At 49.4% G+C, this 15,660-nt stretch carries 16 protein-coding genes; 9 read left to right on the top strand and 7 right to left on the bottom strand.

From position 1 onward, the window contains the following. Nucleotides 1-37: 37 nt before the first annotated feature. Genes AC6IB1_RS05085 through AC6IB1_RS05075 form a run of 3 tightly spaced genes read right to left on the bottom strand, consistent with a single transcriptional unit; the run spans nt 38 to nt 1,937 of the window. Entirely contained in the window at nt 38-412 is a 375-nt protein-coding gene (locus tag AC6IB1_RS05085) for a DUF423 domain-containing protein (RefSeq protein WP_497568074.1), read from the bottom strand. Then, the gene (locus AC6IB1_RS05080) at nt 409-1,035 is read right to left on the bottom strand and encodes an alpha/beta family hydrolase (RefSeq protein WP_497568073.1); all 627 of its coding nucleotides are present in this window, start codon (nt 1,033-1,035) and stop codon (nt 409-411) included. The genes AC6IB1_RS05085 and AC6IB1_RS05080 overlap by 4 nt, the downstream gene beginning before the upstream one ends. Continuing rightward, entirely contained in the window at nt 1,032-1,937 is a 906-nt protein-coding gene (locus tag AC6IB1_RS05075) for a transcriptional regulator GcvA (protein WP_497568072.1), read from the bottom strand. Before AC6IB1_RS05075 ends, AC6IB1_RS05080 begins: the two co-directional genes overlap by 4 nt. A 380-nt stretch (nt 1,938-2,317) precedes the next feature. On the opposite strand from AC6IB1_RS05075, the gene csdA reads away from it, so the two are divergent. From csdA to phaC, 6 genes are all read left to right on the top strand, one after another. Continuing rightward, nucleotides 2,318-3,541: a cysteine desulfurase CsdA gene (csdA, locus tag AC6IB1_RS05070; protein ID WP_497568071.1), complete on the top strand. Its 1,224-nt coding sequence runs from the start codon at nt 2,318-2,320 to the stop codon at nt 3,539-3,541. 25 nt (nt 3,542-3,566) lie between these two features. Continuing rightward, a complete protein-coding gene (gene csdE / locus AC6IB1_RS05065) occupies nt 3,567-3,992 on the top strand; it encodes a cysteine desulfurase sulfur acceptor subunit CsdE (protein ID WP_497568070.1) in 426 nt (141 codons plus the stop codon). A gap of 550 nt (nt 3,993-4,542) precedes the next feature. After that, nucleotides 4,543-5,283, top strand: a complete 741-nt coding sequence (locus tag AC6IB1_RS05060; RefSeq protein ID WP_497568069.1) for an SDR family oxidoreductase — start codon at nt 4,543-4,545, stop codon at nt 5,281-5,283. A 17-nt stretch (nt 5,284-5,300) separates the two neighbouring features. After that, nucleotides 5,301-6,512, top strand: coding sequence for an acetyl-CoA C-acetyltransferase (locus tag AC6IB1_RS05055; protein ID WP_497568068.1), 1,212 nt, complete (start codon nt 5,301-5,303; stop codon nt 6,510-6,512). 47 nt (nt 6,513-6,559) lie between these two features. Further along, complete coding sequence (locus AC6IB1_RS05050) at nt 6,560-6,907, top strand: phasin family protein (protein WP_005506969.1); 348 nt, start codon at nt 6,560-6,562, stop codon at nt 6,905-6,907. A gap of 63 nt (nt 6,908-6,970) precedes the next feature. Further along, on the top strand, nt 6,971-8,788 hold the full coding sequence (gene phaC, locus AC6IB1_RS05045; protein ID WP_497568067.1) for a class I poly(R)-hydroxyalkanoic acid synthase: 1,818 nt from the start codon (nt 6,971-6,973) through the stop codon (nt 8,786-8,788). A gap of 76 nt (nt 8,789-8,864) precedes the next feature. Here phaC and tcdA read toward each other — a convergent pair whose 3' ends face one another. Together tcdA and AC6IB1_RS05035 are read right to left on the bottom strand one after the other, a co-directional pair. Then, entirely contained in the window at nt 8,865-9,665 is an 801-nt protein-coding gene (gene tcdA / locus AC6IB1_RS05040) for a tRNA cyclic N6-threonylcarbamoyladenosine(37) synthase TcdA (protein WP_497568066.1), read from the bottom strand. Next, nucleotides 9,662-10,636, bottom strand: coding sequence for a LysR family transcriptional regulator (locus AC6IB1_RS05035; protein ID WP_497568065.1), 975 nt, complete (start codon nt 10,634-10,636; stop codon nt 9,662-9,664). Before AC6IB1_RS05035 ends, tcdA begins: the two co-directional genes overlap by 4 nt. Nucleotides 10,637-10,751: 115 nt before the next feature. Between AC6IB1_RS05035 and AC6IB1_RS05030 the strand changes: the two genes are divergently transcribed. The 3 genes from AC6IB1_RS05030 to AC6IB1_RS05020 all read left to right on the top strand — a co-directional run bounded on the left by AC6IB1_RS05030 (nt 10,752) and on the right by AC6IB1_RS05020 (nt 14,004). Further along, nucleotides 10,752-12,071, top strand: a complete 1,320-nt coding sequence (locus tag AC6IB1_RS05030) for an aspartate aminotransferase family protein (RefSeq protein WP_497568064.1) — start codon at nt 10,752-10,754, stop codon at nt 12,069-12,071. A 9-nt stretch (nt 12,072-12,080) separates the two neighbouring features. Continuing rightward, nucleotides 12,081-12,914: a beta-keto acid cleavage family enzyme gene (locus AC6IB1_RS05025; protein ID WP_497568063.1), complete on the top strand. Its 834-nt coding sequence runs from the start codon at nt 12,081-12,083 to the stop codon at nt 12,912-12,914. Between the two features lie 121 nt (nt 12,915-13,035). Next, nucleotides 13,036-14,004 carry a TAXI family TRAP transporter solute-binding subunit gene (locus AC6IB1_RS05020; protein ID WP_497568062.1) on the top strand — a complete coding sequence of 323 codons (969 nt, stop codon included), beginning with the start codon at nt 13,036-13,038 and terminating at the stop codon, nt 14,002-14,004. A 63-nt stretch (nt 14,005-14,067) separates the two neighbouring features. On the opposite strand, the gene mltA is transcribed toward AC6IB1_RS05020, so the two are convergent. Then, a complete protein-coding gene (mltA, locus tag AC6IB1_RS05015; protein WP_497568061.1) occupies nt 14,068-15,150 on the bottom strand; it encodes a murein transglycosylase A in 1,083 nt (360 codons plus the stop codon). Between the two features lie 90 nt (nt 15,151-15,240). Next, nucleotides 15,241-15,585: a DUF2850 domain-containing protein gene (locus AC6IB1_RS05010; protein ID WP_497568060.1), complete on the bottom strand. Its 345-nt coding sequence runs from the start codon at nt 15,583-15,585 to the stop codon at nt 15,241-15,243. Nucleotides 15,586-15,660 lie beyond the last annotated feature (75 nt).

Genomic DNA, 15,660 nt, shown 5'->3' with positions numbered 1-15,660 from the left:
AAATGACGCGACATTATGATCAAGGGCGTCAATGAACTCAAGCCTTGCGCCAGAGCGCAACAGCGGCCACGCCCCAGCCAACCAAGAAACAGCTCCCACCCAATGGCGTGACGGGCCAAAGCCATGTCCAGTCCGTCAGCGCAAGCCCGTACAAACTTCCACTGAAACAAAGAATACCGACAGCAATAAACCCACAGGCAACTGGCAGTAAGCGTAGCGGCTGGTATTGATGCCAAAGACCAAGGGCAATCAAGGCCAAGGCATGCCAGAATTGATACTGGACGCCTTTCTCTACTATCGAAAGCTCATAAGCAGGCAACTGCGCTTTCAGTGCGTGCGCGGCAAACGCGCCCAACGCCACAGCCACACCCGCCAGCACACAGCCAAGTACAGCATATTGTCGTCCATTCATTGGCATACTCTCTGGATAAAATTTGCTATCAAATCTGCCGCCAACTGGCGGTTTCCGCTTTCAGTGTGACCAGACACTTTTCTCGGTTTAAAGCTGTGGTCCCCGTCAGGAATAAACGTCAGCTGCACATTCGCTGACAGCGGGTAAGTTTCCAGCTCAACGCGGTTACCAAACGTATCGCGCTCTCCCTGTAAAATAAGGGTCGGCACAAACAATGTCGCAAGGTTCTCCCCTTTGTTTTTTTCTGGTTTACCCGGCGGATGGAAAGGAAAGCCAAGGCAGACAATACCTTTCAGCCCATCGATATCGCCGAGGTGGCTTGCCATTCGCCCGCCCATCGACTTCCCGCCAATGACGGTTTTTTCCGTGCCATATTCGGCGATAATGTCACGGAAAGTGTCCAGCAACACAGGGGCGCGGTCAGGTGGGCGTTTCTTACCATCTTCTGCACGCTTGATCATGTAGGGAAAATTAAAACGCACCACACGAACACCCTTGCAGGCAACCCTCGCCGCGACATCAGCCATGAAGTCATGTTCCATGCCAGCACCGGCACCGGCACCGTGGGCAAAAATAAACGTATGTTCAGCCAATTCCGGTCCATCAATGATAACTGTACTCATGCCGAAATGCTCTCCTGTTCTGCGGCGGCTTTTGCCAGAACCCAATCCCTGAATGCCGCAATACGGCCAGAGTCTGCATCTTTTTGTTGGCTCACCAGATAAAAGGCATTTTTACTCATCAGGAAATGCTCAAACGGACAGACAAGGCGGCCAGATTCCAGTTCCGGCTGGGCCAGCACATTATTGCTCAGTGCGACCCCCTGCCCTAGGGCCGCTGCCTGTAACACCATGGCAGAGTGACTAAAAATCGGTCCATAGTTTAGATTAATGTCACTAATCTGATAATGCTTGGCATAGGCCTTCCAATCCTTCCTTGAGCGATCATGCAGCAATATATGATGTTTCAGATCTTCCAGACTATGGAGGGGGTTGGGGCCGTTCAGTACTTCGGGGCTGCATACAGGCAGCAGAAACTCCGGATACAACTCGTCACAACGCAATCCCGGCCAGTTTCCCCGGCCATAGTAAATCGCCACGTCAACATCATCAGTCAACGAGCCATCTTCCATGTCCACGGCTTTGATCCGCACATCGATTTCAGGGTGTTGTTGGTTAAAGTCAGCCAGTCTCGGTACTAGCCACTGGATGGCAAAACTTGGCGGCAAACTGATGGTCAATGCACCCTTGGCTCCCCGCTCCAATACACGGTCTGTGGCATCCGCCAAGTAAGTAAAAATATCTTTTATATCAAGAAAATAACTCTGACCTTCTTCTGTTAACAGCAATGAGCGATTGCGCCTTCTGAACAATTTGAGCCCAAGAAATTCCTCCAGTGCTTTGATCTGGTGGCTGACTGCCGCTTGTGTAACAAAAAGCTCTTCGGCAGCACGGGTAAAGCTCAGGTGTCGGGCTGCAGCCTCAAACACCCGAAGTGAATTTAGTGGTGGAAGGCGACGGGCCATTGTCCTTTCCTTATAGATAAGATTTTCTAATGAGCAACATTATAAAATGTCAATTGTTCTGGCTCCAGAGAAAACCTATAGTTTGCGCGCACCACGGGATTTTCGTTCCCTATGTACGACAGATTTTGTGGCTGCGATGTTGTGTTTGCATATTTCGGTTTTTACCGAATCTGGTAGAGACATCTACCTTTCATACTTGCTGTATTTTTTGAAACCTATCAATCAAAAAATTTATCGTAGCACTGAGGTTTTCTCGGTGCTTTTTTTTACCCGCAGTTTCTCCGTGTAACACATTTATATCGATGACTTTCCCTTGAGTTAATATCACGAAAAGGCGATCATTTCCCCCTGTTAGTGACACATTCAGGCGAAACAAGATCATGACGACCCACCCTTTTGATGCAGCGCTTATCCGCCGTGATTTTCCGGCGCTGCAGCAGCGTATCCATAACAAGCCTCTGGTGTACCTGGACAATGCGGCCACTGCCCAAAAGCCTCAGGTCGTTATCGACAGTATCAGTCAGTATTATTCCAGTGCTAACGCCAATGTTCATCGCGGTTCCCACGCATTAACCGCGGCTGCAACCAACCGCTTTGAACTGGCTCGCTGTCAGGTTGCCCGCTTTCTGAATGCGCCAGAGAAAGGGATCGTCTGGACCCGGGGAGCGACAGAAGCATTGAACCTGATCGCCCAAAGCTATGCCCGGCAGATACTCCAGCCCGGTGATGAGATCATTGTGAGTGAAATGGAACATCACGCCAACATCGTCCCCTGGCAACTGGTCGCAGAGCAAACCGGCGCCAAAGTGGTAAAGTGGCCGATCAACGTCACCACCTGCCAACTTGAATTATCTGGGCTTGAAAAACGCTTGAACCCCAAAACCCGCCTGGTGTGCATTGCTCATATCAGTAATGTGACGGGTACGCGCAACCCCATAGAGGCAGTCATTGAACGGGCGCATCAAGCCGGGGCTATTGTTGTTGTTGATGGCGCGCAAGCCGTGGTGCACGAGAAAGTGGATGTATCAGCCATGGATGCAGATTTCTATGTTTTCTCAGGCCATAAATTGTTTGCGCCGGCAGGGATTGGCGTGCTGTATGGCAAGCCGTCACTGCTTGAAGCAATGCCGCCATGGCATGGTGGCGGTAAAATGGTGGAAAAGGTGAGTTTCTCCGGTACACAATATGCGGATTCCCCTGCAAAATTCGAGGCAGGCACACCCAATATTGCCGGTGCTATCGCCCTGTCTGAAGCCATTCAATGGGTTGAAAATATAGACAGAGACGGTGCAGAAGCCCATATCGCATCACTGCAACAACGCTTGGTTAAAGGTATCGAAGACATCGAAGATCTCACCATTATCGGCTTACAGCCGGGCGCCAGTGTTGTGGCCTTTAACGTTGAGGGTGTTCATCACTCTGACATCGCAACACTTCTCGATCAACAAGGCATTGCAGTGCGCTCCGGTCATCATTGCGCTCATCCGCTGATGGATGCCCTGAACATTAACGGCTGTGTCCGCATCTCTATTGCCCTGTATAATACCGAGGATGATATTGATCACTGCATCACCGCCATTCAAAAGGCGTGCGACATCCTCTAACTCCTGACATTTGAAGGCCGATACTATGACGAGTACTTTTCCATCCCATCCCTTTGGCACCGCGATTACTGTCGACGACATCATTCACCAAATGGCGCAATGTCGAAGCTGGGAAGATAAGTATCGCCTTGTTATCCAGATGGGTAAAAAACTGCCAACGCTTGACGAGTCATTAAAATCGGAAAGTATTTCCGTATCAGGTTGTGAAAGTAAAGTGTGGCTGATCTGGCGAAAACAAGACGAAAAGTACATTTTCGCTGCAGATTCCGATGCACGTATCGTTAAAGGATTGTTAGCTATTGTATTGGCGGCCGCAGAAGGCAAGTCACAACAAGCACTTCGCCACTTTAATTTTGAGCATTACTTTGAACAACTGGAGCTCCTCACTCTCCTCAGTCAATCCAGAAGTAATGGTATCCGCTCCATTGTTGAACAAATAAAAAATATATAAAACCTACTGCACGGCGGTGTATTCACCTGAAAAACATCGCCAAAAGTGACTATTTCACCATACAAAAAACACAATAAAACTGAGACTTCTGGTCAATTATCCTAAAATTCTGTTTTATAACTCCACGCTTTATTTTGTAACTTAAATGACTTTCATTTTTATCCGTTTCACTGAAACCGTAAAGTGGTCACAAAAGGAGATATAAGCGAGCAAATCACCCAAAACCAAACCACAACCTAAAAGAACTCAACAGAAAACCAAAAAATTAACACGCGGTTAACTTATATCACTTTATTGTCGATCAAGATCTTATTTTTCTAAATCTCCTCTCTTTCTTTTTGCCTTACTCAATAGATTGTATATCTTTGATCTCTGTGGTCATAAAACCATCACACACAATAACTATTATATTCAGAGATGAGTTGAGTTTCCGTCATCTCAGCCCTTATTGCGCTAAATCATAAAATTATAGGTGCCTGTATTTTTGGACAACCAAATGCAATTACAGGGGTCATGTTTCAATTGCTTGTTGTTAAGAATGGAGTCATCAATGAAGAAACTCGCGCTCATCACCGGTTCAAAAGGTGGTATTGGTTCGGCGATCACGGAAAAGTTGGTCAGTCAGGGCTATCGCGTGATTGCTACCTACTTTACCGGTAATCTGAAATGCGCCAAGGAGTGGTTCGAAGAAAAGTCGTTCAACACCGATCAAGTCCGCTTGTTTGAACTGGACGTCACCAACACCGCCGAATGTGCAGAGCGTCTCCCAAAACTTCTTGAAGAAGAAGGCACTATAGACATAGTGGTCAACAATGCTGGCATTACCCGCGACGGTCTTTTCAAGAAAATGGCCGCGGATAACTGGCATGCTGTGATCAATACCAACCTCAACAGTCTTTTCAATGTCACCCAGCCACTTTTTGCTGCCATGTGCGAGAAAGGGGGTGGCCGCGTCATCAACATTTCTTCGGTTAATGGCCTGAAAGGTCAGTTTGGACAAACCAACTATGCAGCCGCCAAAGCTGGCATGATTGGCTTTACCAAATCTCTGGCTTTTGAAGGTGCGAAATATGGTGTGACCGCCAACGTTGTCGCCCCAGGCTATACAGCAACGCCCATGGTAGAAGCTATGCGCGATGAAGTGCTTGAATCGATAAAAAGCGAGATTCCAATGAAGCGACTGGCTCGTCCGGAAGAAATCGCCGATGCCGTCGCATATCTTGCCAGTGATTCAGGGGCTTACATCACCGGGGAAACGCTGTCAGTCAATGGCGGCCTGTACATGAACTAACGGGAAAAAGGTTACACATGGAAAAAGTGTTTATTGTCGCGGCGAAACGTACCGCGATCGGTGCATTTACCGGTTCTCTCAAAGATGTACCCGCAGGACAACTGGCCGCAGCGGCCATAAAAGGGGCACTGGAAGCAGGAAATGTCGCACCGGAAACTGTTAATGAAGTCATTCTCGGTAACGTCGTCAGCGCAGGCCAAGGTATGGGAATTGGTCGCCAGGCTGCTCTCTTTGCTGGTCTTCCTGAATCGGTACCGGCTTATGCGATCAACATGGTTTGCGGCAGCGGAATGAAAGCGGTTATGGATGCGGTTTCGCACATCCGTTGTGGCGATGCAGAAGTCGTGGTTGCTGCCGGTGTTGAGAACATGTCACAAATCCCGTTTGCTGCGTCAGGTTCACTGCGCGGCGGACAAAAGATGGGTGACATTGGCCTTAAAGATCTGTTGATCAACGATGGCTTAACTGACGTCTACAACCAATATCACATGGGTGTCACTGCGGAAAACGTCGCCAAACAAGTCGGCCTGAGCCGTGAACAGCAGGACGCATACGCACAACAAAGCCAACAAAAAGCCGTTGCTGCAGTTGAAGCTGGCCGTTTCAAAGACGAAATCGTGCCGGTAGAGGTCAAGCAACGCCGCCAGACCGTGCTTTTTGATACCGATGAATACCCCAAAGCAGATTGTACACAAGAAGGTCTGGCAAAACTCCGTCCAGCCTTTGACCGCGAAGGAACAGTGACTGCCGGTAACGCATCGGGCCTGAATGACGGAGCAAGTGCAGTGATTGTTGCCTCAGAGGCTGCCATTCAACGGCTAGGCCTTAAACCATTGGCAGAAATCACCAGTTATGCGCAAGTTGGACTAGATCCCAAAATCATGGGCCTAGGCCCAGTAGGTGCAGTAACACAAGCTCTGAAAAAAGCAGAGCTTTCTATTTCTGACGTGGATCTGTTTGAGCTCAACGAAGCCTTCGCTGCCCAGGCGTTGGGGGTTGTCCACCAATTGGCAGACACACACCATGTGAGCGCAGACAGCATTTTGCAAAAAGCGAATGTCAATGGTGGCGCAATCGCTTTGGGTCACCCTCTTGGTGCATCAGGTAACCGCATTCTGGTCTCCCTGATCCACGAACTGGAAAAACGCGAAGGCACAGTGGGTGTCGCATCGCTTTGCATTGGCGGCGGCATGGGTACAGCAGTCGTCGTGAAACGTGTTGATAGCTAAGAACGTTAACCCCCTTGGATCTAATGACTACATTTAGGAGAAACACCATGTACACCGATATGTTTAAAGCATTCTCTGAGCAAACTGAAAAAACATTGGCACCTTATATAAAGTTCAACAAGTTGGTCGCTAAAAATGTTGAAACCCTGACTGAGCTCCAACTGAGCGCAGTGAAAACGTACAGCGAAATGGGTTTGGCGCAAGTAAAAGCGGCAAGCGAAGTGACTGACGTAACGTCAATGACCGCATACAGCAGCCAGCAACTGGCCGCATTAACCAAACTGTCTCAGCAAATGATGGACGACAGCGCGAAGCTGCAATCTATCGCCAAAGAGTTTAAAGATGATCTGGAGCAGCTAACTGCAGAAAACCTGAAAGCTGGTCAACCAGCTTAATTTTAGGTAGACACGCCCTCTCGCTGCAGAGGGCGCGTTATTTCCGATCAAGAGGGTTTACACATGTATCAGAACTTCTTCTCGGACTACCTTGTAAAACTCCAAGAGAGTAACCAGCAATGGTGGAAGGATCTTGAGCAAGGCAAGGCAGCCGTAAACACCCCCCTGAATAAAGCCATGCAGGAGCAAAGTATCGAAGATACCGCCAAGCTCCTTGAAGGCGCGGCAAATCAACCCGCTGCAATGCTGCAAATTCAAATGCAGTGGTGGGAAAAACAACTGCAAATCTGGCAAAGCGTTGCTTTGGCTGCAAACAGCCAGGAAATTGTATCTCCGGAAAAAGACGACAAACGTTTTCAGGATAACGCATGGCAAGACGAAGTGTTCTATAACTTCATCAAGCAATCTTACCTGTTGTTTGGACGCACGTATCTGGAAACCATCAACGCTGTCGAAGGGCTGGATGATAAAGCGAAAGAACGCCTGAACTTTTTCTCCCGTCAGGCGATCAATGCCATGTCACCCAGCAATTTCGTCGGTACCAACCCTGAGCTGTTGAAGCTCACGATGGAAAACAATGGCGAGAACCTGGTGAAGGGATTACAAAGTCTTCAGGAAGATATTGAGTCGAGTGCGGATATCCTCAAAGTTCGCATGACCAATAACAATGCATTTCGCATTGGTGAAGACATTGCAAACACCCAGGGCGACGTTGTATTCAAAAATGAGCTCTTTGAGCTGATCCAATATCGTCCACTGACTGAAAAAGTGAATGCAACACCGCTGTTGATCGTGCCCCCGTTCATCAACAAGTACTACATTCTCGACCTGCGCGAGAAAAATTCGATGGTACGTTGGCTGGTTGAACAGGGTCATACCGTATTCATGATGTCCTGGCGCAACCCAGGGGCTGAGCAAAAAAACGTTGAATTTGGCGACTATGTCACGGAAGGCGTGGTGAAAGCGGTATCGGCGATCGAAGACATTACCGGCCAGCAGCAAATAAACGCAGCAGGTTATTGCATTGGCGGCACTGTACTGGCAAGTACCATTGCCTACTATGCGGCGAAACGCATGAAAGCCCGCATCAAGTCAGCTTCCTTCTTTACCACCTTGCTTGATTTTGCACAGCCGGGAGAAGTTGGCGCTTACATCAACGATAACCTGATCAGTGCAATAGAGTTGCAAAACAACACCCGCGGTTATATGGATGGACGCTCACTGAGCGTGACGTTTAGCCTGCTGCGTGAAAACAGCCTGTACTGGAACTACTACATAGATAACTACCTCAAGGGCAATAGCCCGGTAGACTTCGATTTGTTGTACTGGAACAGCGACAGTACCAACGTCGCGGCAGCCACGCATAACTTTTTATTGCGCGAGTTGTACCTGAACAACAAACTGGTTCAGGACAAAGGTGTAAAAGTGGGTGGCGTTTGGATTGATCTAAACAAAATCAAAGTGCCAAGCTACTTCATCTCTACCAAAGAAGACCATATTGCCCTTTGGCAAGGAACATACCGCGGTGCCCAGAATGTGGGAGGGAACAAAACCTTCGTACTGGGTGAATCAGGGCACATTGCCGGTATTGTTAACCATCCTGCAAAAGGCAAATACGGCTTCTGGGTCAACGATGAACTGAGCAAGTCTGCCGACGAATGGTTTGAGTCAGCTGAGCACAATGCCGGTTCGTGGTGGACACACTGGGATGCATGGCTGTCTGCTTATAACCCGAAAGAGAAGGTCGAACCTTATGCGCAAGGTTCTGAAAACTTCCCAGTGATTGGTGCAGCACCCGGTGAATACGTGAAGCAGGTGCTTCCTGTTCAACCCACTGCTAAGCCAGACACACAGAAGTTACGTGCGAAAGCTGACGCATAACAGCGTTACTTGAAACGTGCTGAAAGAAGAAGGTCGCGAATATTCGCGGCCTTCTTTTATTAAGAAAGATATCGACTTACTTTTTCGCCGTAAGCTTGGCAATGATGCGCGAGACAGCCACAAATCCAAAGGTCGCGGTCACCATGGTTGCCGCACCAAACCCGCTGGCGCAATCCATCCTTTTAGGCCCTTCCGCGGTCGCCTTGGTTTCACATACTGAACCATCCGGTTGTGGATATTTGAGTTGCTCAGTAGAGAAAACACAGTCAATACCAAACTTCCGGCCCTGGGTTTTCGTGAAATTATGAAAACGGCGCAGGTTGTTGCGCAGCTTTGCCGCCAACGGATCCTGAATAGTTTTGGTCAGGTCAGCGACCTGAATTTGTGTCGGGTCGATTTGTCCACCCGCCCCACCCACGGTGATAACTTTAATCTTGTTACGTTTGCAGTATGCCAGCAACGCAGTCTTTGGCTTAATGCTGTCAATAGCATCAAGCACATAATCGTAATCTTTGGTGATGTATTCGGGAATATTGTCTTCTGAGATAAAATCATCAATCAAATTGACTTTGCAATCTGGGTTTATGCCCCGGACACGTTCTGCCATCACCTCAATCTTACTCTGGCCAACCGTCCCGGACATTGCATGGATTTGCCGGTTGATGTTGGTAACACAAACGTCATCCATATCAATCAGTGTCAGTTCGCCGATACCACTGCGCGCGAGTGCTTCAACGGCCCATGAACCAACACCGCCGATACCGATCACACAGACATGTGACTGGCGCAGTATCTCAAGCCCGGTCGCCCCGTAAAGACGGCGCGTTCCACCAAAACGTTGCTGGTAGCTTTCTGATGCAGCTTGTGTCGTTGTCATAGTTGTTTGCTCTGTTTCCCAGTTTCCGTCGTGGACTGCGGTTTATACTCGCTTGGCCGCAAAATGTCCACGGATTCGCGCCGGGAACTTGGCGGCACCATCTCCCGCTTCAACCAGTCTATCACTTGCTTTACAGGCCCCAGCCGCCTTTTATAGCCATGACTGAAAAGAAAATACCCATACAGGCTAGAAAAGCCCAGTGACAGTGGATTGGTAACCTCGCCTCGTTGAAGGGCATCCTGAACCATAAACTGGGGGATCAACGCCATTCCCTGCTGATATTTCACCGCTTCCAGTGCCATGTAGAAATGCTCAACCCCCGTGCCATACGTCGGGCCATTTGGCGCAACACCCAGTTCATGCCAAAACTGATTCCAGATCTGCGGCCGGGTGATATGGCTGATAGCAGGTAAGGGTAAAAGATCGCCGACACCCGAAAGTCCTTCAATCGCTGGAGGTGAAGCCACCAGCATCAGCCGCTCCCGAACAAGCAGCTCAGCGTCTTCTTCATGTGTAGACAGCGGCAGGCAATGGATCGCAATATCGCCCTGATAGCGGTTGTGACTGTCTGATGTCACGCTTGCGCGTACCGCCAGCGCGATATTTGGGTGAGCACACCTAAATGCACTTAGCCTTGGGATCAGCCACAGGCTCGCCAAGGATGGGGGTACCGAAATCTCAATCCGGCTTTTGGTTTCAGACGTCTGCATCACGGTAGAAGTGGCATGCTGCAGGTTTTCCAATGCCTCAACCACTGAGGGTAAATACCGCCGCCCCGCTTCCGTCAGCTCTACTTTCCCCCCGGCACGTTCAAACAATGCACAACCCATCAACTCTTCCAGGTGTTGAATCTGTTTGCTGATGGCACTTTGAGTCAGGTTCAACAACTTTGCCGCTTTGGAAAAACTCAGCGTTTGCGCCACTACGGTGAAGGTGCGCAATGTTTTCATTGGCGGTATTGTCATAGCCATACATGATCCTTATGAATTTTTGGCATACCCCACAAATTTATATCGTTTGCTGTTCAATTTCCAACCCGCCCATACTGGTTAAAATAACAACAGGGATTCATCATTAAGGGATATCATGACACACATACTTCAAAGACATTGTCACTCAGCATTGCCCACAGTCGCAGGCGGAGATGGCGTATTTCTCTTCGACAATGAAGGCCACCACTATCTCGATGGCTGTGGAGGCGCAGCCGTATCCTGCCTTGGCCACAGCCACGCCGGCGTTCTGGGCGCAATAGAAGCCCAGCTCCGTACCATTCCATACGCTCATACTGGTTTTTTCACCTCGCCTGTGGCTGAAGAATTGGCGGCACGATTGGCCGACAAAGCCCCCGGCCCCCTTAACCATGTCTATCTGGTCAGTGGTGGGTCGGAAGCGGTTGAAGCCGCACTGAAAATGGCACGCCAGTATTTTCTGGAAAAAGGTGAAACAACACGAACCCGCTTTATTGCCCGCCGCCAGAGCTATCATGGCAACACACTGGGTGCACTGGGTGTCGGTGGCAATATGTGGCGAAAAGAACCTTTTGCTCCCCTAATGCAGAATGGGGAATTGATAGCACCATGTTATGCCTACCGTGATAAACGCGATAACGAAACACATTTCGAATACGGCCAGCGCGTTGCCAATGAACTGGAAGAACGCCTCATTGCTGTCGGCCCGGAAACGGTCGTCGCATTTATGGCAGAACCAGTGGTAGGAGCAACGGCAGGTGCCTTAGTTGCAGAAAAAGGCTACTTCAAACGTATCCGGGAAATTTGTGACAAATACGGCATCCTACTGATCCTTGATGAAGTGATGTGTGGCTGCGGACGCATCGGTACTTACTTCGCCTACGAACAGGAAGGCATCGTGCCAGATTTAGTCACCATGGCAAAGGGACTGGCTGCCGGTTACCAGCCTATTGGCGCGGTGATGATCCACGATAAAATCTATGATGCCATTTTTCATGGCACGGGATATTTCCAGCACGGGCACACTTTTATGGCCCACCCTTTGGCATGTGCCGCTGCTTGTGCCACCCTTGATGCATTGGAATCTGGCGTGCTCAGTGAAGTGGCTGACAAGGGCATGTATCTGATCAATCAACTGAACCAAACCTTTGGCGATCACCCTTTCGTTGGCGATATTCGAGGTCGGGGGTTGTTTATCGGTATGGAATTTGTCGAAAACAAACCCGGGAAAACGCCCTTTGATCCCTCCCGGCCACTGCATGCCGAAGTGAAAAAGACAGCAATGGCGAATGGGTTAATGTGTTACCCCATGGGCGGCACAATCGATGGCAAACGTGGACACCATGTGCTGCTTGCGCCGCCCTTTATCATCAAAGAAAAAGAAATGGATGAATTGGTCAAGCGTCTGGCAATCACATTGGATCACGTATTTAGATAAGGAAATCAGGTGCAAAAAGGACGAACGATTATTGTTGCGCCTAATGGTGCAAGACGTGGCAGAGATGACCACCAGCAATTACCGCTGACCATAGATGAAATGGCAACCTGTCTGTCACAGTGTGCCTCTGCCGGTGCCGCCATGGCGCATATGCATGTACGCGACAAACAAGGTAAACACTCGCTGGATGTTGGGTTAAACAAAGAGTGGCTCGTGGAAACACGGGCCCGTTTTGATGCTGAACTTGTTATCCAGTTAACGACAGAGGCTGTTGGCCTTTACCAGCCAAACGAACAGATGGCACTGGTGCGTGGCACTGAGCCCGAGGCTGTCTCCCTTGCGCTTCGCGAATTACGGCCAAATGCCTCGTTTGAGAAAGAGGCCAGTCGCTTTTTCCATGAACTGAATGAGCGCCAGATCTATGTGCAGTACATTTTGTATGACGCCGCTGACTTGTCGCTTTATTTTCAGATGGTTAATGACAAAATGTTGCCGAATAACGGCCATCACCTACTATTGGTACTGGGCAAGTACAAAAAAGACATGTTGTCTTCACCGGCGGACTTACTGGAATTCGATCTTAAACGCATAGCCAGAGAGAACATTTCCTGGGCAACCTGTGCATTCGGCCAGTTTGAACACCAGTGTCTGGCAGCAGCGATGTCGCTTGGCGGCGATGTGCGTGTAGGTTTTGAAAATAACCTAATAAATTTAAAGGGACAGCATGCGGAGAACAATGCTGAACTTGTACAACAAATCGCCAACTTGTCTCAAAGCATGGGGTTATCTATCAACTCTGCGGAAGATTTAAGAAAAAATATCTTCTGTAGCTTTGAATCGTGAGGCATATCTCTTGCGATCGAAAAACTAACTATCAGATAATTTCGTCGCAAAATGGACTCACATTTTATTAACAGCGGATTCTCACCGCGTTAGCAATCACATCATCGACAAGGACTAAAGCATGAAAGCGTTAAAACCAACTTTGGCCGCAATGAGCTTTGCAGCTGCTTTAACTGCCGTACCCGCACAGGCTAACCAATTTGTGACTATCGGTACCGGTGGCGTCACTGGTGTTTACTATCCAACAGGTGGTGCAATCTGTCGTCTGGTAAACAAAACCAAGAAAGAACACGGCATCCGTTGTTCGGTTGAGTCTACCGGGGGTTCCATCTACAACATCAATACCATTCGTGCTGGTGAGCTGGACATGGGCATCGCCCAGTCTGACTGGCAGTTCCACGCCTACAACGGCTCAAGCAAATTCAAAGACCAGGGCGCTTACAAAGACCTGCGTGCCGTTTTCTCTGTCCACCCAGAACCATTCACCGTTGTGGCGCGTGCCGACGCCGGTATCAAAACGTTTGACGATCTGAAAGGTAAGCGTGTCAACGTGGGTAACCCAGGCTCTGGTCAGCGCGGTACTATCGAAGTACTGATGGCTGAAATGGGCTGGACCATGGACGATTTCAAACAGGTTTCTGAGCTGAAAGCAGCAGAACAGTCAAAAGCACTGTGTGATAACAAAATTGATGCCATGGTTTACACCGTTGGCCACCCAAGTGGTGCTATCCAGGAAGCAACCACAGCGTGTGACAGCGTGGTGGTAGAAGTAAACAACGCCGCATCAAACAAACTGGTTTCTGACAATGACTACTACCGTACCGCGACTATTCCAGGTGGTATGTACCGCGGTAACGACGGTGACGTGCAAACCTTCGGTGTAGGTGCAACGTTTGTTTCTTCTGCGGAAGTACCAGAAGAGGTGATCTACCACGTAACGAAGGCCGTGTTTGAGAACTTTGACGATTTCCGTCGTCTGCACCCAGCATTCGCAAACCTGAAGAAAGAAGAAATGGTGTCTGACGGTCTGTCAGCCCCTCTGCACCCAGGTGCGGCGAAATACTACAAAGAAGTTGGCCTGATTAAGTAAGTCACTCTTATAAAAAGAAAAAGGCGGGTTTGAAACCCGCCTTTTTTATCGCAAATATCTCGGTTATGGCTGTGCCAGTGCTTTGTTCCCCGCAGGCTTTGTCAGCTTCCAGACCCGGCCAAAATGCTTGTGGTGGCCGGCTTTAATGCCCGCTTCCTCACCCATGCCATGATAAAGATCGAGGTGGTTTTTCTTCACCGCACCGCCAGTATCGAGCGCCATCAACAGCTTCAACACATGTTGTCCGTTCCAGTTACCTTCCTCATTCAGCTGTGGCACTTCTGCCAGCAAGACAGTCCCCATCGGCAGGTATTCGCGATCGGCGGCAACAGAGGCGCCGGAAAGCAAGGGAATACCCGCAGTTCCTGTCACCGGGTGCGCGGCTTTCGGGGTAAAGAACACATAGGACGGATTCTGGTTCAGCAGTTCAATAACAGCTGCCTCATCCTGCTCCGCAACCCAGTCTTTGATCGCTTTGAGTGACATTTTCTCACGCGGTACTTCGTCGCGCTCAATCAACACTTTGCCGATGCTGACATAAGGGTGGCCATTCTTGCCGCCATAGGCAAAGTACTCAAGCTGGTCAGTATCACCAAAATGAATAAAGCCGCTGCCTTGCACTTCCATGATGAAATTGTCGATCAATGACGCGCTGTATCCCAGCTCAAGGCCTAACCCTTCCAGCGCGCCGTTGTAAATCTCTTCCCGGGTCGGGCAGCGCTCCCCGCACGCCGGCATGGCATAGACTGGGTAGCGGAACAATGCATCCGGCTGATGACGCATTTCAATCACGGGCGAAAAATAACCGGTAAACAGCACGTTGCCGTAGCCATCACCACCGCCCATTTGTTCCAGTGAGAGCCCGTAATCCGCAAGCGCCGTTGGCTCACCGCTTTCGGCCAGCCAGGCCTTTACCGCTTCATAAACAGGCCTGTTAGTGTTAACCAGTGACGGGGAGAGGGTTTCGACTTTCTCCAATTGCGCCGGAAACAGGGAGTAATCCTTTGGTTTGTCAGAGGCCACTGTATCAACCGGGTTCAGAACATCGTCGAAGCGTCCATCGATATATTGCTGGCCGCGATCGGTTGGACGGGCACAAGCAACAAGCAGTAAAGAGATACCGATAACAGAAAGTGCTTTTTTCACAGAAATTCCTGAGTGTGAAATCAATGGAGAAAGGGTGACAGAAGCCCGTGATTTCTGCAATCAAAAGCCAATGATCAGCGCGAAATGGCTTCAGCGTCTGGCAAAAGGGGTACTGTAGTGATAAGGCTTTTCACGCTGGAGAGTATTTGTGTCTTCAACGGTGTAGAGATAGGTGTTGTTACCGACTGTGTAAATCAGCTTACTGCCAGTAAATTCATAATGGCTGGTGGTGCGCGCTCCCTTGATGTAGATACCGTCTTTGCGCACTTCGAAACGGTCAGCCGCGTACGAAGGAACGCCCTGCTCTACCCACTCCCCGTATATCGCGGTTTGAGCCACTTCTGTGAAGATAGGAATATCGTTCGCCACAAGGTAGCCAACGGTTCCGCCCACCAGCACGACAAAAAGCGTTAAAGATTGTCCGATGATGCCCACAAATAGAATCTCAGATAAGAGAAAATAGTATCAATTAATAACAATAATATTATAAAAGAGACATTCATGCCGACC

Source organism: Grimontia sp. THUN1695, from assembly GCF_059704325.2.
Note: the sequence above shows the minus strand (reverse complement) of the source record. Positions and strands in the feature narration are given on the sequence as shown.

Bases quoted from the DNA above. Each gene is read 5' to 3' on its own strand.
- AC6IB1_RS05085 (WP_497568074.1), bottom strand. From the start codon at position 412: ATGAATGGACGACAATATGCTGTACTTGGCTGTGTGCTGGCGGGTGTG.
- AC6IB1_RS05080 (WP_497568073.1), bottom strand. From the start codon at position 1,035: ATGAGTACAGTTATCATTGATGGACCGGAATTGGCTGAACATACGTTT.
- AC6IB1_RS05075 (WP_497568072.1), bottom strand. From the start codon at position 1,937: ATGGCCCGTCGCCTTCCACCACTAAATTCACTTCGGGTGTTTGAGGCT.
- csdA (WP_497568071.1), top strand. From the start codon at position 2,318: ATGACGACCCACCCTTTTGATGCAGCGCTTATCCGCCGTGATTTTCCG.
- csdE (WP_497568070.1), top strand. From the start codon at position 3,567: ATGACGAGTACTTTTCCATCCCATCCCTTTGGCACCGCGATTACTGTC.
- AC6IB1_RS05060 (WP_497568069.1), top strand. From the start codon at position 4,543: ATGAAGAAACTCGCGCTCATCACCGGTTCAAAAGGTGGTATTGGTTCG.
- AC6IB1_RS05055 (WP_497568068.1), top strand. From the start codon at position 5,301: ATGGAAAAAGTGTTTATTGTCGCGGCGAAACGTACCGCGATCGGTGCA.
- AC6IB1_RS05050 (WP_005506969.1), top strand. From the start codon at position 6,560: ATGTACACCGATATGTTTAAAGCATTCTCTGAGCAAACTGAAAAAACA.
- phaC (WP_497568067.1), top strand. From the start codon at position 6,971: ATGTATCAGAACTTCTTCTCGGACTACCTTGTAAAACTCCAAGAGAGT.
- tcdA (WP_497568066.1), bottom strand. From the start codon at position 9,665: ATGACAACGACACAAGCTGCATCAGAAAGCTACCAGCAACGTTTTGGT.
- AC6IB1_RS05035 (WP_497568065.1), bottom strand. From the start codon at position 10,636: ATGGCTATGACAATACCGCCAATGAAAACATTGCGCACCTTCACCGTA.
- AC6IB1_RS05030 (WP_497568064.1), top strand. From the start codon at position 10,752: ATGACACACATACTTCAAAGACATTGTCACTCAGCATTGCCCACAGTC.
- AC6IB1_RS05020 (WP_497568062.1), top strand. From the start codon at position 13,036: ATGAAAGCGTTAAAACCAACTTTGGCCGCAATGAGCTTTGCAGCTGCT.